The sequence below is a fragment of the Peribacillus sp. AS_2 genome (genome assembly GCF_026891895.1).
Taxonomy (GTDB): Bacteria; Bacillota; Bacilli; order Bacillales; family DSM-1321; genus Peribacillus; species Peribacillus frigoritolerans.
Window position 1 is genome coordinate 231046 of sequence record NZ_JAPTGA010000001.1, and the last position, 22352, is coordinate 253397.

14 protein-coding genes are annotated in these 22352 nt (G+C 41.7%); 7 read left to right on the top strand and 7 right to left on the bottom strand.

The genetic code is table 11. The features are described from left to right. The first annotated feature begins 65 nt into the window (after positions 1–65). Both OTG27_RS01145 and OTG27_RS01150 read left to right on the top strand, forming a co-directional pair. On the top strand, positions 66–3803 hold the full coding sequence (locus OTG27_RS01145; RefSeq protein ID WP_268935986.1) for a S8 family serine peptidase: 3738 nt from the start codon (positions 66–68) through the stop codon (positions 3801–3803). Positions 3804–4288: 485 nt separating this feature from the next. Continuing rightward, on the top strand, positions 4289–4705 hold the full coding sequence (locus OTG27_RS01150; RefSeq protein WP_063574662.1) for a hypothetical protein: 417 nt from the start codon (positions 4289–4291) through the stop codon (positions 4703–4705). Positions 4706–4774: 69 nt separating this feature from the next. On the opposite strand, the gene OTG27_RS01155 is transcribed toward OTG27_RS01150, so the two are convergent. After that, positions 4775–6220 carry an aminotransferase-like domain-containing protein gene (locus OTG27_RS01155; RefSeq protein WP_268935987.1) on the bottom strand — a complete coding sequence of 482 codons (1446 nt, stop codon included), beginning with the start codon at positions 6218–6220 and terminating at the stop codon, positions 4775–4777. Between the two features lie 124 nt (positions 6221–6344). On the opposite strand from OTG27_RS01155, the gene OTG27_RS01160 reads away from it, so the two are divergent. After that, on the top strand, positions 6345–6953 hold the full coding sequence (locus OTG27_RS01160) for a LysE/ArgO family amino acid transporter (protein WP_034315735.1): 609 nt from the start codon (positions 6345–6347) through the stop codon (positions 6951–6953). Positions 6954–7083: 130 nt separating this feature from the next. Here the strand turns inward: OTG27_RS01160 and OTG27_RS01165 are convergent, their stop codons facing one another. The 3 genes from OTG27_RS01165 to OTG27_RS01175 form a co-directional block, all read right to left on the bottom strand. Beyond that, positions 7084–10056: a DEAD/DEAH box helicase gene (locus OTG27_RS01165; RefSeq protein WP_268935988.1), complete on the bottom strand. Its 2973-nt coding sequence runs from the start codon at positions 10054–10056 to the stop codon at positions 7084–7086. Then, the gene (locus OTG27_RS01170) at positions 10049–11674 is read right to left on the bottom strand and encodes a hypothetical protein (RefSeq protein ID WP_057278161.1); all 1626 of its coding nucleotides are present in this window, start codon (positions 11672–11674) and stop codon (positions 10049–10051) included. Before OTG27_RS01170 ends, OTG27_RS01165 begins: the two co-directional genes overlap by 8 nt. 485 nt (positions 11675–12159) lie before the next feature. Then, positions 12160–13053 (bottom strand): helix-turn-helix domain-containing protein, encoded by an 894-nt coding sequence (locus OTG27_RS01175; protein ID WP_057278160.1) that lies wholly within the window; start codon positions 13051–13053, stop codon positions 12160–12162. A 547-nt stretch (positions 13054–13600) separates the two neighbouring features. Here OTG27_RS01175 and OTG27_RS01180 point away from each other — a divergent pair. Beyond that, entirely contained in the window at positions 13601–13918 is a 318-nt protein-coding gene (locus tag OTG27_RS01180; protein ID WP_063574667.1) for a hypothetical protein, read from the top strand. Positions 13919–13946: 28 nt separating this feature from the next. On the opposite strand, the gene OTG27_RS01185 is transcribed toward OTG27_RS01180, so the two are convergent. Next, positions 13947–14090 carry a hypothetical protein gene (locus OTG27_RS01185; RefSeq protein WP_156500225.1) on the bottom strand — a complete coding sequence of 48 codons (144 nt, stop codon included), beginning with the start codon at positions 14088–14090 and terminating at the stop codon, positions 13947–13949. A 468-nt stretch (positions 14091–14558) separates the two neighbouring features. On the opposite strand from OTG27_RS01185, the gene OTG27_RS01190 reads away from it, so the two are divergent. From OTG27_RS01190 to OTG27_RS01200, 3 genes are all read left to right on the top strand, one after another. Next, positions 14559–15995 (top strand): hypothetical protein, encoded by a 1437-nt coding sequence (locus OTG27_RS01190; protein WP_268935989.1) that lies wholly within the window; start codon positions 14559–14561, stop codon positions 15993–15995. A 154-nt stretch (positions 15996–16149) separates the two neighbouring features. Continuing rightward, the gene (locus OTG27_RS01195) at positions 16150–18156 is read left to right on the top strand and encodes a penicillin-binding transpeptidase domain-containing protein (protein WP_268935990.1); all 2007 of its coding nucleotides are present in this window, start codon (positions 16150–16152) and stop codon (positions 18154–18156) included. 322 nt (positions 18157–18478) lie between these two features. After that, complete coding sequence (locus OTG27_RS01200) at positions 18479–20551, top strand: SpoIID/LytB domain-containing protein (RefSeq protein WP_268935991.1); 2073 nt, start codon at positions 18479–18481, stop codon at positions 20549–20551. Positions 20552–20588: 37 nt separating this feature from the next. Here the strand turns inward: OTG27_RS01200 and OTG27_RS01205 are convergent, their stop codons facing one another. Continuing rightward, entirely contained in the window at positions 20589–20741 is a 153-nt protein-coding gene (locus tag OTG27_RS01205; RefSeq protein WP_268935992.1) for a hypothetical protein, read from the bottom strand. 58 nt (positions 20742–20799) lie between these two features. Continuing rightward, positions 20800–22224, bottom strand: coding sequence for an alkaline phosphatase (locus OTG27_RS01210; RefSeq protein WP_268935993.1), 1425 nt, complete (start codon positions 22222–22224; stop codon positions 20800–20802). Positions 22225–22352: the final 128 nt, after the last annotated feature.

The following is a 22352-nucleotide window of genomic DNA, read 5'->3' on the forward strand; positions in this document are numbered from 1 at the left end:
TTGTGATACTTTTATACTCAGTAAGAATATTCCAAAAATTGTTTATTTTAGAGGAGGAAAGTTCATTGATCAAACGTAGCTTGTCCATTCTAGCAATCTTTCTATTAGTATTTACTGCAAGCGTTTCCGCAGCCAAGCTCCCAGATCCCCCGACAGGCTCGGGCGGTGCAGGTAAGAAGAATCAGGAAAGCATTATAAAGCTGAAGAAAAATGACATGGGGAAGAAATACAAAAGCAATGAGAAGGTCAGGGTCATCGTAGAGATGAAGGAAGCCCCGGCAATAGAAACCGCTTCGAAAGAAGGAAAGCTATTTAAACAATTATCAAAAAATAAGAAACAACAATTAAAGTCTGAAAAGCTAGCTACTCAGAAGAAATTGAAAAAAAAGGTGAAAGAGAAAAAAATAGCTTTCAAGGAACTTGAGAGTTTTACGACAGTCGTCAATGGATTCAGCGGTGAACTTCAGTATGGTGAGATCAAAAAGGTGGAAGCCATGCCTGAAGTTGCTGAAGTACATATAGCGAATGAATATGAACGTCCTGCAGAGAAACCCGAAATGCTATATAGCAAAGAGCTTGTCCAAGCCCAGGAAGCATGGCGGGAATATGGATATAAAGGGGAAGGGATGGTCGTCGGGATTATTGATACTGGAATCGACCCATCTCACCGTGATATGGTCCTGAACGACGAGAATAAGGCTGAACTGACTGAAAGTGAAATCAGCGCGATGAAGGAATCCAGCCATCTATTAGGCAATTACTATACGGCCAAGGTTCCTTATGGATACAATTACATGGATGAAAATGAAGAAATCCTTGACCTTGGTGAAGAGGCTTCCATGCATGGGATGCATGTGGCAGGTACGGCCGGAGCCAATGGAGATGAAGAGAATGGCGGCATTAAAGGGGTTGCTCCTGAAGCCCAGCTGCTTGCATTAAAGGTCTTCGGAAATGATCCCGACATGCAGACAACATGGGGCGATATATATATTAAGGCGATTGACGATGCCATCATTCTTGGGGCGGATGTGCTGAATATGAGCCTTGGCTCCACTGCAGGCTTTGTATCGGCAGACGATCCGGAGCAGCAGGCGGTATCCAGAGCTGTTGATAATGGGATCCTCATGTCGATTTCAGCAGGAAACTCGGCACACTTTGGAAATGGATTTGCCAACCCATCAGCCTCGAACCCGGACATTGGCGTTTCAGGTTCACCTGGACTTGCTTACGATTCTGTACAAGTGGCATCGGTAGAGAATAATTATATGGATTTGGATGCAGCGACTTATGAAATAAACGGTCAAGCAGGAAAAGCTCCATTCATGTCGGCTTCAAGCGTGCATCCCAATGCCTTGAAGGATAAATCACATGAATTGGTGGCCGCTGGTCTTGGGACGCCAGAGGAGATTTCCAAAGTGGATGTTAAAGGCAAGTTCGCCCTTATCGAGCGCGGCACGCTTTCTTTTATAGAAAAGGCGCAAAATGCCCAGGCAGCAGGAGCGACAGGAGTCATAATTTACAATAATGCTGACGGATATATTTCCATGGCTACAGATTCAAGCATCACCATTCCCCAGCTGTTCATGTTGAAATCGGATGGTGCAAAGCTGAAAGCGGCCTTAGCGGATGGCGAAAAGGTGATGATTACCTTTAATGGTGATAAAACAAAAGCTGTAAATCCAGAAGCAGGGAAAATGAGCTCATTCAGTTCATGGGGAGTCGCACCGAACTTGGATTTCAAACCGGAAATCACCGCTCCGGGCGGACAAATTTATTCAACGCTGAACAATGATGAATATGGAATGATGAGTGGTACTTCGATGGCAGCGCCGCATGTTTCCGGCGGCTCGGCACTGGTTCTGGAAAGAGTGGATAAAGACTTTAAATTAGAAGGCTCGGCCCGGGCTAATTTAGCGAAGAACCTGATGATGAATACATCAAAACCATTAACGGATCAGGGGGTCGTCAATAAGGCACTTGACTGGAAAAATCCTTACTCGCCTCGCAGGCAGGGAGCCGGGGTCATGCAGCTGCAATCCGCATTGTCAACACCTGCTGTCGTGACCGAGGCATTCTCGAAAGAAGCGAAGGTTGCCATGAAGGAGGTCGGCAATAAGTTCGCCTTTACTTTAAAGGTTGAAAACTTCAGCAACAAAGCAGTCAAGTATGATGTAAAAGGAAATATCCAAACAGACTATGCAATCCAGGGACAACTGGGCTATTCCGCTAACGTGCTGGAAGCACAGGAAATTAAGAACGCTACGATTAAAATCAATAATAAAAATGCAAATAAGATCACCGTTCCTGCAAAAAAATCGATTACATTCGAAGTGAAAGTGGACATATCCGACGCAAAGGTACTTGGTGATGACCTTCAAACTCTTGTAGATATTGACAAGGTGTTTCCAAACGGCTATTTTGTTGAAGGGTTCATCTCATTGAAGGATCCAGCCGATTCGAATCCGGAACTGAATGTACCGTATGTAGGATTTAAAGGGGAATGGGACAAAGCCCCAATCCTGGATGGCACCAAATATGACAAAGAATCTTTCTATGGCATGGCAGGGGGAGTATCAACAGCAGGTGAAGATTTCACGTATCTTGGCTATGACCCTGCGGGGAAAACATTCAATGGCAAAAATATCGCGATTTCCCCAAATGGCGATGGTGCACAGGATGACTTCGTGCCTGTCCTATCATTCTTAAGGAATGCGAAAAAAGTAGAATACAATATATTGAATGGTGAAAACAAATCAGTCCGGAAACTTCGCACAGAGAATAATGTACGCAAGGACTATTATGATGGCGGACTAGGGACCGCATACACGCTGGATCCGGCCCGTAAATGGGACGGTAAAATCAATAATGCACTCGCTAAGGATGGGGTCTATTATTTTGAAATCAAAGCGATGATAGATTACGAGGGTGCAAAATGGCAGACGGTTAAAATGCCAATCAAAATCGATACGGTAAAGCCGACGGTCAAGATTTCGAAAAAGGGCAATGTTTTAACCATCCAAGGTAAGGATAATTTGAATGGTTCAGGGCTTGCTTATTACGATGTACAAGTCGATGGAGCATCCATCATGGAAGAGCCGCTCCCAGCAAATGCTAAACAATTCACCCTACCTGATGTAAAAGGGGAAAAGGTTCAGGTTGTGGCAATCGACTATGCAGGTAATGAGAAAACGGCTGAAACCGAATTGGCCGGTGATTCGGCTCCAATCGATAATCATGCACCAGCTGTAAAGATCAAGAGTCCTGAAGCCTTGAGCGTGAACAATAAAAATAAAATCAAAATAACAGGAGAAATTGAAGAAGCGTCGGAAATAAAGGAATTTAAAATCGACAATAAAACGGTACCTGCAACGTATAACAAAACGAATAAAAAATATGAATTCTCATATGAAAAGAAATTCGAAGATGGTGTCCAAAGCTTCACCGTTAAAGCAACCGATAAATGGGATAACACGGTTTCCTTTAAAAGGACGATAATGGTCGATGCAACAAAGCCGGGTTTAAAAGTTAAAGGCGTACCGGAAACTGTGGGATTCAAAGGCAAAAATCCAAAAGTGGACGTGACGGTAGAAGATAATTTCGATGAAATCCGCCTTTACCTGAACGGAAGTGAAATATTCTATCATGAATTCAAGGAACCATACAAAATGCGTTCCTATAAGAAAAAGATAGAGGATTTGGAACTGCCGCTTAAGACAGGCAACAACAAGATTGAATTTAAGGTGACCGATCTTGCAGGAAATGAATCGAAAAAATCCTTTAACATCAATAAAGCAAAAAAATAAACGAAACGCAGCCCTCTTATTCAAGAGGGCTGTTTTTTTGTGGACAAATACGAAGAAAGCGAGTTTGCCTACAGTATGCTTTAAAAAAACATACCAGTTGATTGAAACGAAAGGTACGGGACTCCTGCGGGAAAAGCGTGTCCAAGGGAGACCCCGCAGGCGCAAGCCGAGGGCCGACCGCCCGCGGAAAGCGAGTGCCTGGAGTGGAAATCAACGTTTCAATTGTACTAACCCTCAAAAAAACTGTAGGCAAAATCAATTATTATCGAGTTGTTCTATAGTCTAAGCCCTCTTACCCAAGAGGGCCGTTTTTGCGTAATAAGATATCCGGATTTTGAATTTTTCGTGAAGCTGGAGTAGTTTACTGTAATTTCACCGTGTTAATATGGAAATCTCTTGGTGAAGAAGTTTTTTCATTATCCGGCAGGTATATCGAATAGGATAAAAGAATTAGGTATAAAGGGTTTATTAAAAGGAGGGTATCTATGAATTATAAGAAGAAATCTAGCAATAAAGTAACTAGTATTGCAATTACAGTGAAATTCGAAAGGAGAGGAAGCGACAGGTCATATCTTACAAAAACGAGTTTCTTTGATGCACTTCAACACGTCCATTCCCCCTTTGAAAAGGATCCCCGCTCAGATTCACCCTATCAGGATTTTCCTCTATGTCAGGAGGTAACCCTTTCTTTTTTTGAAAGTGGTGCTAAAACATCTATTAATTATGACCCCCACCAAGGAAAAATCATCATTGAGGAAAGTTCAGAGACTTATCAGCTGAATAAGGGGGAGGCGCTTACTGCAATCCTCGATCATATCATGATCAATCATGGCTATCACCATTCTTTTTTCATCATCCAGCAAAAAGAGCGGAACGTAAAAATGAAAGCTGCCAATAAGTGATATGGATGGAGCTGCCACGGCAGCTCCATTAATGTTTCGCCATGATGAGCGTTCCTATCCTTGGAGATGTCAAACCAAGCGCCGAACGATCTTTGAAAGGGTTTGGATGCCATAAGCTAATTGTTCCTCCGAGGCGTATGAATATGAAAGCCGTATATGTGTATGGTTATTTGGTTCGTATATGTATCCCGGATTAAGAAGTATGTTTTCCTTTATCGCTTGCTTGAAAAGGTTTGGATTCACGATGGGTTTACATAATTTAAGCCATATATAAAATCCGCCTTGAGGTATTTGCCATTCGGCCAGCCCTTTAAAATATTGATTGAGAAGAGTTAATGTAAAATCCCTGCGTTCCTTCAACTTTTGCCTTAGCCACTCTAAATGCTTAGAATATTGACCATTTGCTAACCATTCTGCCACAAGGTGTTGGGAAAGTGCACTGGAACCGTAATCCATTTGCATTTTGATGTCCGCTAAACGTTCAATCACAGTTATGGGGCCAGCAATCCAGCCGATGCGCAATCCTGGGCTTAAAGTTTTGGACATGCTGCCAATGTGCAATACAAGGCCATCTGCATCAAGGGATTTTAATGGCGGCGGCGGTTCCTCATCAAACCACAAATCACTATATACGTCATCTTCAATAATCGGGATCTGTTCTTTTTTGCATAGTGATAGGAGGTTAAGTCTTTCTTCTTTTGACCATGTAGTATTCGTTGGATTGTTAAACGTTGGGACAGTATAAAACAGTGACGCTTTCTTCCGTCCATTGATGCGCTTCATTTGTGTCGGGATACTTTCACGTCCTTGTTTTGATAAACCTACTAAATGCATGCCCGCAGATTGAAAAGGGTGGACGGAATTTAAATAGGAAGGGGATTCATGTAATATCATCGATCCCTTTTGAAGTAAACCAACTGAAATCAACTGGAGTGCCTGAAGCCCGCCTGAAACGACCATAAGGGAGCTGGGACTTGCGTTGATCCCTTTTGTTTCTAAATAAACACTTATACATTGGCGAAGTCTCTTGTCACCCTTGGGTTCGGAATATCCTAATGAGTGCGCATCAAAGGAAGTGGATCGCAACGTCTTTTCGATTTGCTTTGTAGGCAATAGAGCTGGAGATAATTCACCAGTGCCTAGTCTGATGATGGCAGTGTCCGTTTCATACTGATTAATATCCTGAATCGTTTTTAAATTAGGTTCATGAAGGCCATTCCGGACATAGTTTTTCCAGTCGGGCTGTTTGCTGGAGACGAGCACATTCCATGTATTATTGGAAACGAATGTGCCAGAACCAAGCTTAGTTTCCAATAATCCGTCTGCAATCAACTCATCTATGGCTGTGATGATGGTACTTCGGTTTACGCCAAATGAGTCGGCCAATGAGCGTTGTGATGGAAGCTTAGTGCCAACTGGCCATTCCCCCCGTGTAATTTGTTGTTTGATCCAATCTACTATTTGTTGGTGAAGTGATTGCGCGGAAGAACGGTTTGGTCCCCATTCGATAAACATACGAAAACCACTCCTTTCATGTTCTATATTCATTATAAATTGGTTGGTTTGAAGACCAACCAATTGGATGGTCAATTCCTTTGTTTAATTCATTATACTGAATATGAAGGAAGGGGGTATTCATATGGGTCCATTTTTTCATGGATTATTATTGGCATTAGGGCTGATACTTCCATTGGGAGTGCAAAATGTTTTCATTTTTAATCAAGGAGCAATCCAACCTACAATAAAAAAAGCATTGCCAGCAACGATCACGGCTGCAATTTGTGATACGGTGCTCATTCTGTTAGCTATTTTAGGTGTATCGTTGATTGTCATGCAATACGATTGGTTGCGCCTTACATTAATCATAATCGGCGTTATATTTTTATTGTATATGGGCTTTCAGATTTGGTTTGCCAAATCAAACTCACAGTCAGGTGTCCAATCCATGCAGATGTCGACAAAAAAACAAATTGTATTTGCTCTATCCGTATCATTACTGAATCCGCATGCAATCCTGGATACGATAGGTGTAATCGGTTCGAGCTCACTTGTTTATTCAGGAAAAGATAAAATGATTTTCACCATGACGTGCATCTTTGTGTCATGGTGCTGGTTCCACGGATTATGTCTTGCGGGACGATTGCTGAAAAAGGTTGATACATCTGGAAAATTCCTTGGAATATTAAATAAAATTTCTGCAATTATCATTTGGATTACAGCCCTCTATATGGTGAAGTCGCTTTTTTGAATCAGATAAACGTTTTCGAACCAAACGACCATGTATAACAGGACGTCTATGTATAAAAAAAGGGGAATGCATATCATATATGCATTCTCCCTTTTTTTGCCCTCAATCATCTCATAATCGTGAAATCTGGTTATTGAAGAGCGACCAAGTCCTTGATTTCCTCTGTGGAAAGTTCAGTGATCCAGTTGTCACTGCTGATGATTTCGTCGTTCAAGGCTTGCTTTTTATCAAGCATCTGGTCGATTTTTTCTTCCAGGGTCCCTGTGCAGATTAGCTTATGAACGTGTACGAAACGCTGTTGACCAATTCGGTAAGCACGGTCGGTGGCTTGATTTTCAACAGCTGGGTTCCACCAGCGATCATAGTGAATCACGTGGTTTGCTTCTGTAAGATTAAGACCCGTGCCGCCTGCTTTCAACGAGAGTATGAAAATAGGGAATTCCCCATCTTGGAATCGGGTGATCATTTCATCACGCTGCTTCTTGTTCGCACTCCCGTTCAGGAATGGCACTTCAAAGCCATATCGTTTTTCCAGCAATTCTTTAATCATATTGCCCATCCCGATATATTGTGTGAAAATGAGACAGCTTTCATCCTGTTCGCGGACCGCATCGATAAGCTCGGTCAGCTTCTCGAGTTTGCCTGATCGGTTAGGTGCCTTCATGATGTTTTCCTTTTCCGTCTCTTTTAAGTAAAGAGCTGGGTGGTTGCATAGTTGCTTTAGCTTATTCAGCATCTGGAGGATGATGCCTTTTCTCTCAAAGGCAGACAGTTGTTCGATATCAGTGAATGTATCTTTAATCAGTTGTTCATACAACGATGCTTGCTCGGTGGTAAGCGGTACGAATTCCTTTTGTTCTTGCTTATCCGGAAGATTAAGAGCGACTTCCTTATCGCGTTTTGTACGGCGAAGCAAAAATGGCTGTATCAAACGCTGCAATTCCTTGATTTTATCCTTTTGTTCATCACGCTCAATGGTCGCCACATATTTTTCCTGAAACTGACCTAGCGTTCCGAGATAACCTTTGTTGATGAAGTCGAAAATCGCCCATAGCTCACTTAAACGGTTTTCCATCGGCGTACCCGATAAGGCGATATGATGTCTGCCATTTAGCTTTCGGACCGCCTTGGATTGCTTCGTTTGGGCATTCTTGATGTTTTGTGCTTCATCAAGGATAACGCTGCTCCAGTGGATCGAGGTCAGTTCAGCCACATCTTGGTGGGTCAGTCCATATGATGTTAAGACAATATCATGTTCGGCTGCCAGTTTAGTAAATGCTTCACCTTTAGCACGATTCGATCCATAGTGAAGGTGAACTTTAAGTGAAGGTGCGAATTTTTCCAATTCCTTTTGCCAGTTGCCAAGGACCGATGTCGGGCAGACGATGAGCGCCGATTGAACAGAGACGGATTCAGGGGCAGTGGCAATGACCTCAGCCTCATCACTGCTCTCTGTGCCGCGATCCTCTTCGACGATGATCGGTTCACTCTTTTGTTCGTCCCTGTGCGCAGCGGGCAGCTCTTCACCAGCTCCTTCTTTGCCTTTCACATGAAGCAGGTAGGCAATCATCTGGACTGTTTTTCCAAGTCCCATATCGTCGGCCAGACAAGCACCAAAACCATGCTCCCTTAAAAAAAGGAGCCAGCTCATGCCCAGTTTTTGATAGGGGCGTAAATCTCCTTGAAGTGCATTAGGGACGGGCAGGACGGATATGTTTTTGGTTTCCCTGAGCCTTCCGACCATTTTACGGAGCTCCTGGTTCAATTCAAATTGAATCCGAAGCATTTCATCATTTTCAGAATCATCATCGCCATCTTCATTTACGCCATTCAACAGTTCCTGCTGCAGCAAGTCAGTCAGTTGGATGCCTTTTTCATTGGCTGTTTCCATCAGCTCCTGAATTTGTTTAATGAAAGCTGGGTCAAGCTTGACCCATTGGCCGCGGATGAAGACAAGCCGCCTTTTTTCATTGACGAGCTCCTCGAACTCCGCCTCAGTGAGCTCTTTGCCATTTAATGAGAATCGCCAATCAAAGTCCATCAAAGCTTTTAACCCTACATAAGACGGGCCGCGATTCGATTGGCTCTTCACTTTCGCCTTGACCTTCAATGAGGATTCCTTCAAGGCAAGCCACCACGATGGGAGGAGAATTTCGACGCCAAGAAACAGGAGCTTTTCGCTTGCATCGGTCAAGAACTCCCATGCGTCCGTTTCCGAAATCTCCCTTTTCAGACGGCCATTCTCCCCAAGCCATGGCACGACGAGTTGCCAGCGTTTCGTGGCACGAACCACATCACTTGCATACTTGTTCCAGCCCCGCGGCAGTTTTTTTCCTGTATATGTTTCAATGATATTCTCATCTTTTTTGGAACGAAGGGTAACATCAAGTATCCAAGGCCCATTACCCTCAGGAGGCTCAGTTAAACGGAGACCTATGGTGAATGGTTTTGGGTCGGGCAGGGTACCGAGCCATTCCTGCCAGCTGTCTTTGTCAAAAAAGGCCTGTAATTCTTCGGGGGAAAGTCGTGTATCCTTTAACGCCCCGACGGCTTCACTCCATTTATGCTGCATGGGTGAATAGTTTTTTAAATACATGTTAGCGGCACCGTTATACCACTTTTCGATAAAAGTACGGTTGGTTTCCGGTTCAGGTGAAGGAAGATCCAAAGATATTTCTTCTTCCCAAAAGGACGGGACGAATTCCTCTTCCACTTCTTCCGGCAGTTTCCAGCCGATGGAGTCCAATTGAAGATTAGTGAAATCCGGTACGGGGATTCCAGCTTCTATGGATTCATGAAGAACGGGCGCTGCTGACAGGCAAAGGGACGATATTTCGGACCATTCCCATTCTATGAAGGAGTTAAAGCTTTCCCTTGCAAAAAAGTTGAGAAGTCCCCAAGCGTCAAGAATGAATACTTGATTTCCATCCACTATATCCGTAGTCATTTTAGTTCCATAAAAGCTTGCGTCATCCCAGTTGAATAACAGCCTGCGTATATGATTCGTGGTGATGAAGGTATTCTCTTCATTGACGACACCAAGGGCGTAAGTTCCGTTTTCGAGAGCGGCTATTTTGATTTTTAATTTCCCTGGATTAAACATCGATAAGCTTACCCCTTTTTAATTCTTCTTGGAAAGCGCGAAGCCGTTTGGTCGAATCTGCTACATAAAGTATATACCGTTCGAATACGTCTTCCTTTTTGCTCTTTTTATAGATGGTGCGCATCCTTTTCAAATAACGGACAGCCTGCTTATAAGCAGGCCTGTTTTTCAAAGAAACTTTTTCCTGGACCGCATGATAATAAAGGGGAAGGATTAGTTCCGGTTCTTTTGATACCACTTCTTTGATGGATTCACTGCTGATTAAGTCAATGCTGATTTCCGAGTAAATATGCATCTCCACCCATTTTTTGTATTGTCCTTGTTCAAAAAGGAAATTTGCATAGTTCCAATAGCTGTGCGGAAGGGTGGCCCTGTAAAATTTCTCAAGCAAATCAGTTCGTTTTAATTTATAACAGCAACTGTTAATTAAAGTCGTAAAGGTCCGGACGAAATCTACCCGTTTATAATAATCGGATAGACCGGCAAGGAATTCCTGAACATTATTATTGATGAATTCAATGAAAGGAATGGCCCGTGCCCGGTTTTCAGATTCAGCCAGGAGATTCAGCCAATAAAAAATGTATGGACAGGCATCCTTCTTCAATTCAAGTAGAAGCTCAATCGCTTGTTTATCATGGTTTTCCAAAAGGGATAGGTGAATGGCTGCGAGGGTATAGGACGTCCTCTCAGTGGTGCCCATATACTTCTCGGGAAGTTCTTTATTGATTCGTTCAAGTTCCTCTTTACGCCATGAGGAGTTGGAGAATAAGTAGCTCCATATCTCCCGGTAGAGGTCGATCTTTTCATATTCGAGGCCTTCCCCTCCATCCAGCAGTTTAGCTACATCTTCCTTGATGCTGAAAACGAAGGGGTCAAAGGCGAAAGGCCGCGCTTGCCTGCTTAGCGGCTGTACCGTTTCATGCAGCTCTTCTGCCAAGTCGACGGCAAGTGCATAAAAGACCCTGATCGTTTGCGTCTCACTTTTATGCAGCTGAATCATTCTCAGTGTCTGCTGCATTGTGCAAAATTGCGTAACGAAATGATAAAGCAACTTCCATTCCCTTTCCATTGGAGCTTTTGAGCTAAGGCGTTTAAAGTAAGTTTGTATATGATTTTCAATCATGTAAGTAGCCTCGCCTATATGGGGCTCGACATGTTCCGCAAAGGCATCATTTACGAATTGCTTCCATGATGGATAGCTTTTATCTAAGGTGATGGATCTCCCCGCCGCCTGTTTAAGTAATTCACTTGCCGGTTTCACCTGCTGCAGTGCTTGGGCGGCTGAGGCGTTTTTAGGTGCTTTCCAATCGCCCAGCCATTCGGAAACACTAGCGTGTTCGGAATATGCAGAAAAGAAAACGGCCATTTGATGCCGGCAAATGAACCTTGAATCACATGTACAGCTTCCATCCTGTGGGGAGAGCAGATTCAGCCTAGCCTTAAATCGTGTCTCTTCCTGTACCTCAGCCGCAATCGTATCTACCGCTTCTTCTTTAATATCAACGAGCCCCTGACGGTATAACTGGAGCCCTTGATTCACCACATCCGAATCTTCCGGATCCCCGGCCTCCAAAAATTCCGCCAGCCGCTCCCCAACTAACAACAACTCCCGCTCCATACTCTCCTCCTTCAGGGACCAGCCCTAGTTATATATTTTTGTATGATTATGAACCATCAGTTCTTAACTTTTCGTAATTCCCATCCCGGCTTTGTGTATATATGATCGAATGCTGGAACCGTTCTTTACGTTCTATTCAATTTAATCACTGCTTCTTGCCGTTATATTCATAAATACCCTGTAAAAGTCAATATCGTCAAAAATCCGCTTGAATATAAGCAGTTCGGATATAAACAGGAATAACCGGCATTCACGATGAACATGCCTGGAATCCTTCATCCTCATTAGCTTCACAAAACTAAGTGATGAGGGGCCGGAACCCTTTTTTATTGTGCTTTTTTTGAAGCATCTCTTTATTATACTTCATTTTGGCTTGGAATTTAAAATGTAGAATAGAGGTTTTGAAAATGATGAGTGTAAGATTATGCATATTCTTGGTTAATGGGAAGAGCCATTCCAGCGGGAATGGCTCTAAAATAAAAAAATTAGTTAACTTTCATTTCATTCTTCCAACTGTCCAACTTTTTGTTGATGAATGTAACAAAGGTATGATTTTTTTGTAAATTGAATAGAAAAGCCGACTTTTCCAAGTACTCTTTTGCCTCTTCAAAGTTACCTACGAGTTCAAAATTATACCCTAAATGGTAATGTAAATCCGCTAAAGCATATAATTGGTCATGTTCGAGGCACCACTTTATGGCATCTTGGCAGCAGGCAATGGACTCTTCGTATCGGACCAGACGTGTTAACACTCTGCCGAAATTATAGGATAGACGTGTCTTAAGCGTTTTATCCGTCAAAAAGGGCAGGGCTTTCAAGTGATCTAAAGCTTTCCGTAACAAGGCGAATGCATTTTCGTACTGTTCTTCGGCAACATACATTACACCAAGGCTGCTTAAGATTTCAAGCTCCCGTTCCGAATAAATTTTGTCTGTCGTATGAGTAATGGCTATGGCCTGATTAATGAAATCGATGGCTTTATCTAAATCTTTATTTTTTTCATATTCGTATATTCCCTTGTGCCAAAGAATCAATTGATGATTCTTTTTATTCTGAAGAAAGAGGGGACTGTTTTCCTCAGCCTTTACAATTTGCTGCATTTCCTCATAATTTCGGGTTCTTCTGGCTATTTTTAATTGATAAATCACTTCTTCCACGTAATCCAGCCTAGGGGTCATTCCAATATCGAAAAAATAGTTTACATCAACGCCTAAACGTTGGGAAATTAAATAGAGAGTGGATGCATATGGGTAGACATCGCCCTTTTCAATCTTACTGATCTGTGCTTGTGTACAAATACCGGTTGCCAACTCTTCCTGGGAAAGCCCGATTTGTTTACGTAGTTCTTTGATCTTTTGTCCAACTGCAAAAAAATCCATTTTGATTCTCCTTAAAATATGCCTAGAGTTATATTTTGTTATGAAAAATCGGTGAAAGCGGTATGTACAGGTCCTGAACGGTTTAAATAGATTCTTTACTCGAAATATATGGTTTTAAGAAGTGTGGTTAAATATAACTATAGAATTTATTTCTATTTTAACCAATATTTTTTTAAAAGAAAAGGAGGAATGACCTATGAAAAAAAGTACTAAAGCATTAGTCGTATCTTTTCTTATCATCGCTGCTTTTGTTATTGTCCCAAGCGAATTACCAGGCCTTTACGCAGAACTTCCAGGTTTATATAAATAAGTAAATGAAGCTTACTATTACTGATTCAAGCATCTTCAATTGAAGATGTTTTTTTGTTATCATTTTTGAATGATTATTCTTTTGCGCATATTCCTGTAGTTATAATTATCTATGAATGGGGAGAGTAAGGTCCATTTGGAAGGCGTGGAAGAAACGTGAGGGTAGTTTGTAACGCCTATTTCCTTTTAATGATTTTGTTATAGTGTAAATAACAAAACGGAGAGAGGTGTAAGGTTAATGATTGATATTAATATGAAAGTTCAACCCTCTTTTTACGATGATGAATGTGCCATTGTGTTTTCTTTTTATTTTGATAAGGCAACAAGGAATATTGGTGAAGCTGTGGTGTACACATGCCAAAAATCAGATGAAAAAGAATACAGCCAAGATCATATAGATACAGATGTACAAGAAAAAATTGCCTATATTAAAGAGTTTTCCATTGCGGATGAATATCAGGCAACCTCAATGAAGAAAATTAAACATTTTTTGAATGTAATCGGTATCAAAAAATGTGTGAAGCACAACCTTCAGGGAAAAGAAATCGCATTTTAAACGATAAAAACTCATGACACACCATATGTCATGAGTTTTTACCATTTAAATGAGTGTTTTGAGCATTCATTTTCTTTTTGATGAAATCGCTCAATTGTTTCCTTTCACTTGGTTTATCGTTATTTGCTCTCTCAAAAAATTTAAAGTGTTGTTTATATCTATCGGATTTCATGATGTCTCTCCTTTGTATTTTTTATTTACCCATTTTTTTAAAACTAAAACGTGATTTCCTCATAAAGGGATAAGAATAATGAGCCAATAGATCACAAATTATTCCTAGAGTTATATTTTCATTTGTCAATCTCTGCATATAAGGATTAATTAGATGATAATAAGTGGTAAAGCCTAAATATGGGAGAATTTCGAGTTTTATCATACTTTAAAAAAATGCTAAAATGGTCCGAATATCGGATTTTTCATTAGAAACATCAGTTTCTAGTACCCTAAAGTGAAGAGGGTTGAAGAACTCTTTTCGATGGCCCCCGAGCACTTGCTTGGGGGATCTTTTTGTTTTTTGGATAATTTGTCCACTTTATTTCTATATTATGTTTCGTTTTGTTTGTATATACATGGGTAAATATATAAGAATCAAGATGAATTAAACCTGTGTTATAGCAGTTTAATCGGAGGAATATATTTTATGGATGTGAAAGTGAAGAATGATCCCACGAAGCGAACTTTCCAGCAGTTCATTTTTCCATTTACGCTTGAAGGAAAAATGATTGAAAAGTTTGTGGGAAAATTGCTTGAGGACAATTTCGTTTTTTTGAACTTGAAAGATATGGAACAACAAAATCAATTTTACGGCGGCCATAAAGTTTCACACCGTAAATTGGAAAAGTATTTCATGCCATACATCGAACCGATTTTATTTCCGGGTCATGCAAAACAGAAGGAAGGCTTGCGGCGTTTCACGAAAAAACTGGATATTGATTGTACCTTCGAATCACCCTATCTAAATACCCCATTTATTATTAACTCTATAGATATTTTCATATGCCCATTTCATATTGGCATGATGAATCTACGTGTTACTTTACCTGAAGGGCTTTCACAAAATGATGTGCTCTATTTTGGCGATACATTTAGAATCCTCGAGCCGATTGCTGATGATGAAGAAAAAACGAAAGTTGGCTGCCGTGAAAATCAGTATGAACAGGTGAAGGATTTCATCTTCAATGAACTGTTGCCGCCTATTGAGGAATATATAGATGAAGAACAAGCGGATCCGACCTATTTTGGGAGTTTGCCCTTTTTCATCGATGAAAGAATGTATGTGATCAGTTATACGGCATTCCCTGAGAATCGTGATATTTCTAAAGATGATTTATTCCGGATCAGTGAGCTGAACGGGTATGACAATGATGGTGAGCCATATATAGGCGCATTAAACCCTGATTATATAGAAAAGTATTATCAAGAAAGGGTATATGACAGGTGGGGCAAGGAAACCTATTATGTAACTAGCATGTATCATTTCGCGTGTGTCACGAAAGCGACAGGTAAACTGGAACAAGAACTGGCAAGCGAAATGTACGGACAGCATTTTTATACATTGTTGCTTTTCTTCTATTATAAGATCGTACTGCTTAAATTGGCTCATGAACATTCCCAGATTGATGTGGAAAAAGATCAATCGGATACAGAACAGCTGATTTTCATGATCACTCAGTTTTCTGCAAAGTACTTATTCACTGAAGTGAATAGTACGGCAATCGGTAAAGAGCTTTTCAAAAAAACGGATGAAACCTTCAGGATTGCCCCTCTCTACAGAGAAGTCAAGGAAACACTTTCCTACCTTTATCAAAATCAGGATAAATTGTCTGGGAAAAGCAGTAATTATCTTTTGCAAATACTAACGATTTATACGGTGGTCTCCGGTATATTCGGAATGAATCTATACATTGAAGATTGGAAAGGGAAATTACCATGGAAAGCGTATATGGATTACACCTTATACGAATGGGTAGCTGTCATTGTAACGACAAGCGGACTCATCATTTCAGCCATCCTGGGCTTTTTCTTCCTGAAAAAATGGCTGCAAGAGAAAAAAAGCCGAAAAAAAAGAATGCTTTAAAGTAAAGTCCTGTACGCGATGTACGGGACTTTTGTTTTAGAAAAATCATGGTTAATTAGAAAAATGAAGAAATTAAGCATGTAAAATCCCCCATTCCCCTAATATTTTGCTAAACTATAGGTATATCATTCTAACTATTCATTAGGAGGAAATCATGAAGAAACTAGCTTTAGTTTCCAGCTTATTGTTGATGAGCGTATTGTTCCTGGCCGGTTGCTCGGATGAGCCAAGTCCGGAAGAGCGCTTTGCGGCATACACGAAGCTTTGGAATAAACAAGATTTTACGAAGATGTACGAGTATCTGTCACCTGAGACAAGGAAAGAAATCAGTGCGGATGAATTTGAGAAGCGTTATGAAAAAATCTATACGGGCATTGAAGCCGACCAATTAAAGGTGGACTATAAACAGCCAAAAGAAGAAAATGATCATAAAGATGGAGAAAAGGTAAGCCTTGCATATACCGTTGATATGTCCACTATGGCGGGCGCTGTCAGCTCTGATCATAAAGCGACACTTGTCAAGGAAGGGGAAGGCGAGGAAGAAAATTGGTATATCAAGTGGGATGAAAGCTACATATTCCCTCAATTGGAAGCTGGTGAGAAGGTATCGGTTGAATCGTATCCAGCCATTCGCGGGGAAATCGTCGATCGAAATGAACGCGGCCTCGCCATGAATGGAACGGTGGCAGAAGTGGGAATCGTGCCCGAGAAAATGGCCAACGAATCCGAAACGGTTAAAAAGGTCGCTGGAATCCTCAACATGTCCACTGACGAAGTGAATCAGAAATTAAAACAAACATGGGTAAAGCCAAGCTATTTCGTGCCCATCAAGAAAGTGTCAAATGATAATAGCGCAACTTTGGAAAAGCTATTGAGCATTGCCGGGGTATCTGTCAATAATACGGAAGAGCGCATATATCCGTATAAAGAGGCCACTGCCCACCTAATCGGATATGTCGGTGAGGCATCGGCCGAGGACCTGGAGAAATTGAGAGGAAAAGGATATACCGCAAGTGATGTTATAGGCAAGCGAGGTCTTGAGGAAGTGTTGGAAGCGCGGCTTAAAGGCAAACCTGGCGGTAAAATCTTCATTAAAACCGAAGATGGCGAAGAAAAGGTGATTGCTGAAAAGCCTGCTGAAGAGGGAGAAACAATTACATTGACCATCGACGCTGAGCTTCAAAAGGATATCTTCAAGCAATATAAGAACGAAACTGGATCGGCATCGGCAATTGATCCGAAGACAGGCGAAACGCTTGCACTTGTTTCAAGTCCGTCATTCGATCCTAATAAATATATTTTCGGAATAACGAAAGCAGAACAAAAAGCGCTTGAAGAAGACCCGAAAAAACCACTTCTGAACCGCTTCAGTTCGACGTTTGCACCTGGTTCAACCATTAAGGCCCTCACTGCGGCGATCGCCTTGAAAAATGGTGTGGATCCGAAAGAGTCGATCAATATCCAAGGGAAAACGTGGGCCAAATCGAAATGGAAAGATCATTCCATTACAAGGGTTTCGGACCCTGGAGTTCCAATCGATATGGAAAAGGCATTAATTTATTCAGACAACATTTACTTTGCCCAAAAAGCTCTCGGGCTTGGAAAGGAAAAATTCACGAATGGACTCAAGGCTTTCGGATTTGATGAGTCTTTGAATTATGATTATCCGATCAAAGCATCGAGCATTGGCAAGATCGACAGTGAGGGAAGATTGGCAGATGCCGGATATGGTCAAGCGCAAGTTCAAATGAGCACGCTCCACCTCGCCATGACCTATTCAGCCTTCTTGAATGAAGGAAACATTCCTGCACCTTTCTTAATAACTGGAGATAAAATAGAAAAGAAAATATGGAAAGAAAATGCGATATCAGCAGACCAAGCGAATCAGGTCACCAAGATGTTGACACAAGTAGTGGAGCATCCTAAGGGAAGCGGACATGGAATAGCTGATCTTGGCATCAAAATCGCTGCCAAAACGGGAACTGCTGAAATCAAGGCATCCAAAAACGCGGACGGAACAGAAAACGGCTGGTTTGTTGCCATGGACACAGAAGACCCGGAACTTCTCATGGCATGGATGATGGAAGATGTAAAAGGACGAGGCGGCAGCCATGTCGTTGTCGACCAAATGAAACCGGTGTTGAAGAAGTATTTAAAGTAAAGAAAAAAGTCACCCATCAGAACTGGGCAAGCATTTAACATTAAAAAGCAGGACATTGGCTTCTTCCATGTCCTGCTTTATTTTGGTTGTGGATTCTAATTTGTGGCGGCAATGAAGCTGGATTTGAAGGAGAATGTGTCGTGCATACAGAATGTAAAAAAGGAGTTCAATAACTTGCTAGTATACTAGGGACGTCCTGAAACCATGATGTTTACAGAGTGACATCATCCAGGCCGTTATGTTACCACATGCCGATGGATTGAATGGGATTAATTCAAAAATCCTTGAAAGATTAATAGAATGGGAATGAGGATGAAAAGGAATGAAAAGATTAAAGTATTTGTTTATCGCTTTCTTTATCACTTTTTTTGCATTTCCTTCTCATGAAGCGACAGCAGCAGAAGAAAATTTAACGATGGATGTGAAACTGAAGAATTATTTGGGCAATAGAACCAGTGCCGAAATAACGGCAACCGGTGACTACCGTACATCAAGGGGAGAGATATTCATAAATGCGGGGGAAAAACTGACTTTGAAAGTGGAGTCGGCTAAACTTGCCGTATACAAAGGATCTAAGAAAAAGGGATCTTATGCTTCTTTTAAGGTAATACCAGTTAAACCTGATTCTTCATTATCCATAAACGGCCGTCCGTATCAAGGCTCATTTTCATTTACAGCGGAGGACGGTTACATCCGGCCGATCAATACTGTTTATATGGAAGATTACCTAAAGGGCGTCGTACCGCTGGAGATGCCTGCACTATGGCACTCCGAAGCCTTAAAAGCACAGGCGATTGCCGCCCGGACCTATGCACTTCGCCATCAATCCACAATAATTGATGATACGGTTTCTTACCAAGTATATGGCGGGGCTGCCGGTCACTATCGGACTAATTCAGCCATTGAGCAGACGAAGGGCATGGTAATCAAGCATGATGGCGAAACAATCGAAGCGTTCTTTTCCTCAAGCAATGGAGGAATGACCGAATCGAATTCAAATGTTTGGTCAAGTGGCAGCCCCCTTGCATATTTATCTATAAAAGAAGATTTCTATGATCCGAAAACCAGTTGGGAGATAACGCTGGACAAGCAGCAAATCGACCTTTCAAAAATGGACTTAGCTAAACCGGAAGAATGGTGGACAAGTGTAGAGGAAAAAGATAAAACGGTTGTGCCGAAGCTTAAGGCTTGGCTGAAGAATAATGGATATGCGCAGAAAGATATTAAAATAACGGAGATTCCCTTGTTAACATTTTCAGATGAGAAAACGGGAGGCCGTGTAACGAAAGGCTCCATCCAATTGAATTTCTATGTAAGGGACCTCGTTGATGACCGGGGAAAGCTTCTGCCGCAAACGGTTAGGTTTGCTAATGTATCAGCTTCCAAAATCAGGGGCATGGTGGGGCAAGAGGTGATGAAAAGCTATCTGGTTGACCATTCATCCTCCGATCACTCCAAAATAATTTCTATTAAAGGATCAGGATATGGGCATGGTGTCGGGCTAAGTCAGTTTGGGGCGAAAAACAGAGCGGAAGCAGGACAATCCTATCTAGATATTTTGGGATTTTATTATCCTGACACAACTATAGAAAGGGAATATGGACCAGGCGCTGGATTTAAAACGGATCTTGTCGCCAAGGCAGAACCGAATTCAGTAAGCATGAAAGCGCAAACGGATCATGTCAATGATGAGGTTGGAATCACATACTCCCTAAAAGAAGATACTGTGGTTACACTTACGATTAAAGATGGTAAAGGGAAATCCATAGCTACCCCAGTTCGTGACCAAACAATGAAAAAGGGTACCCATTCAGCAATCTGGAACACAAAAGCGGTGAGTAACGGTACATATAAAGCAGAAATATCAGCAATGGACCGCAACGGGAATGAAGGTTTGGCAACAATGCCGATTAAGATCAGTAAAGATACGTCGGCACCGAAAATCACCGAAGTCAAAACATCGGGTGACTATAGTACCGAGCAAGCGAACATAACATATATAATTAATGAAGACGCTAATGTAACAGTGGAAATCAAGAACAGTAAAGGTAAGGTTGTCGGTATCCTTTCTGAAAGGCCGTTCAGTAAAGGCAGGCAATCCGCAACATGGGATTTCAAAAATATGTCCAGCGGCATATTTACGGTGACAATCTCAGCTAAGGATAAGAGTGACAATCAGAAAACCATTTCAACGAAAATCTCGATCAGGAAGACGACGGGAATAGTGACAGCAAGCGAATTATATATTAAAGAAAATAGAAATGCATCTTCTGAAACGGTTGGGAATCTATACAGGGACCAATCTGTAACGATCTTGGCTCAACAAGATGAGTGGTACAAAGTGAAAAAGGGAAGCCAAATTGGGTATGTATTAAAAAAACATATAAAAAAGTGAATGAGCAGGACGCCAATAATGGCGTCTTTTTTTGACATCATGACTCTTCATCAAACTCACGAGTATACGCACCAAATTCACGAGTAAAAGGCGGAAACTCACGAGTAAATGGACTAAATTCACGAGTAAAAGGCGGAAACTCACGAGTAAATGCATTAAACTCGTGAGTAATGCCCGCAAACTTCGCCATAACTTGAGTTAACGGACCTTAATCAAAAATGAGAATCTTAAAAGAGGAATGAATGCATTCATTCCTCTTTTGTTTTATGCTGACCGGGTGTGAACGGAACGCCAGCGGCTTTTGTGATGATTTTTGAAATATCGGTATTTTCAATGACTCCATCAAAGGCTTCACTGCCTGGACCCGAGGCGAAAACGGGAATCATATTGGCTGTGTGTCCTCCTGTGGAACTGGCTGCCCGTATGCTTCGATCTGCTACGCCCGCCTTATGGTGCCTGGCGATGGTGCTACCGATTTCCCAATCGATTTGATGCTTTGGATAGACAAGCGTTTTATTCTTTCTCACGTTATCAATGAATTGATCGACTTCCTGATCCGTAAGAGATATATGTGCATACTTCTTGAATGTGGAAACGACACTTTCTGGATTGATTTCATTATTTTTATCGAATGTAAGCTGTTTGGACATATATTCGGATGAAACCCTGATTTTTTTCAATGCCGTGATATCCATTGTTTCAGAAGCGGAGGTCCCCATTGTTTCGTGGTCTGCAAGTACAACGATCAATGTATCATTTCGATTTTTTGCCCAATCTACAACCTCTTTCACGGTTTGGTCAAATTCAATCGTTTCTTTCCATATTCCAGTGATGTCGGCTGCATGCTCCATATGGTCAATACGCGCACCTTCGGCCATCAAAAAGAATCCCTTATCACCCTGGGATAAAATATCCAACGCTTTGGATGTCATTTCGGGGAGGGATGGCTCTTGGGAATGTAATACTTCTTTATCCAGTTTGAAATTCATATAGGTAGGGTGAAATAATCCTAAAAGTTTTGCCGGAGTATTAATGGAACTAAGTTCTTCTTTAGTCGTCGTAATCCCATAGCCAGCTTGTTTAAATTTGGCGATTAAATCCTCGCCATTCTGCTTATTCGCATCGAAATAGCTGGCACCACCGCCGAGAATGACATCGATCCGGTTATCAAAGAGCTGCCTCGCAATATTTGCGCCACCTGTCCAGCGGTTAGGCACACTTGCACCAAAGGCAGCGGGTGTGGCATCGACTACCATATTGGTTGAGATGATCCCGACTTTTTTGCCATTGTTCTGAAAGGCATCCAATACACTATCCACCTCGGAACCATTGGCATCAACACCGATTGATTCATTGTTGGTTTTTATACCAGTGGCAATCGCCGACCCTCCTGCTGCCGAGTCAGTGACGTAATTATTGGCGGAATAGGTGCGCATCAGGGCGACATGCTCCAGTTTTTCCAAATGTAGAACACCTGTCTTTCCATATTCCAATTGCCGGGCAATTTCTATTGCCCCTAGCCCCATGCCGTCGCCAATCAGCAATATGACATTCTTGGGGGTGTTTCTTGTTTCTGCTTGAATAGGGGAGCTCATGCTAATAATGAAAATTATAAGAACGAATAATCCAAAGCGATGCGGCTGTACGAGTTTATATCTGGATGTCTTATTCATCTGAAATCCTCCATTGGGTGAAAGTCTTCCTATTATTTGTTTAAATCGATAAAAAAACCCCTCCCTGATATTCAGGATGGAGTTAATCTTTTTAGCATGGTTAGCTGCATCAAGTCGGTTTTTGTATA

Excerpts from the sequence above, each read along its gene's own strand:
- OTG27_RS01150 (WP_063574662.1), top strand. The coding sequence starts at position 4,289 with ATGAATTATAAGAAGAAATCTAGCAATAAAGTAACTAGTATTGCAATT.
- OTG27_RS01155 (WP_268935987.1), bottom strand. The coding sequence starts at position 6,220 with ATGTTTATCGAATGGGGACCAAACCGTTCTTCCGCGCAATCACTTCAC.
- OTG27_RS01160 (WP_034315735.1), top strand. The coding sequence starts at position 6,345 with ATGGGTCCATTTTTTCATGGATTATTATTGGCATTAGGGCTGATACTT.
- OTG27_RS01165 (WP_268935988.1), bottom strand. The coding sequence starts at position 10,056 with ATGTTTAATCCAGGGAAATTAAAAATCAAAATAGCCGCTCTCGAAAAC.
- OTG27_RS01170 (WP_057278161.1), bottom strand. The coding sequence starts at position 11,674 with ATGGAGCGGGAGTTGTTGTTAGTTGGGGAGCGGCTGGCGGAATTTTTG.
- OTG27_RS01175 (WP_057278160.1), bottom strand. The coding sequence starts at position 13,053 with ATGGATTTTTTTGCAGTTGGACAAAAGATCAAAGAACTACGTAAACAA.
- OTG27_RS01180 (WP_063574667.1), top strand. The coding sequence starts at position 13,601 with ATGATTGATATTAATATGAAAGTTCAACCCTCTTTTTACGATGATGAA.
- OTG27_RS01185 (WP_156500225.1), bottom strand. The coding sequence starts at position 14,090 with ATGAAATCCGATAGATATAAACAACACTTTAAATTTTTTGAGAGAGCA.
- OTG27_RS01190 (WP_268935989.1), top strand. The coding sequence starts at position 14,559 with ATGGATGTGAAAGTGAAGAATGATCCCACGAAGCGAACTTTCCAGCAG.
- OTG27_RS01195 (WP_268935990.1), top strand. The coding sequence starts at position 16,150 with ATGAAGAAACTAGCTTTAGTTTCCAGCTTATTGTTGATGAGCGTATTG.
- OTG27_RS01200 (WP_268935991.1), top strand. The coding sequence starts at position 18,479 with ATGAAAAGATTAAAGTATTTGTTTATCGCTTTCTTTATCACTTTTTTT.
- OTG27_RS01205 (WP_268935992.1), bottom strand. The coding sequence starts at position 20,741 with ATGGCGAAGTTTGCGGGCATTACTCACGAGTTTAATGCATTTACTCGT.
- OTG27_RS01210 (WP_268935993.1), bottom strand. The coding sequence starts at position 22,224 with ATGAATAAGACATCCAGATATAAACTCGTACAGCCGCATCGCTTTGGA.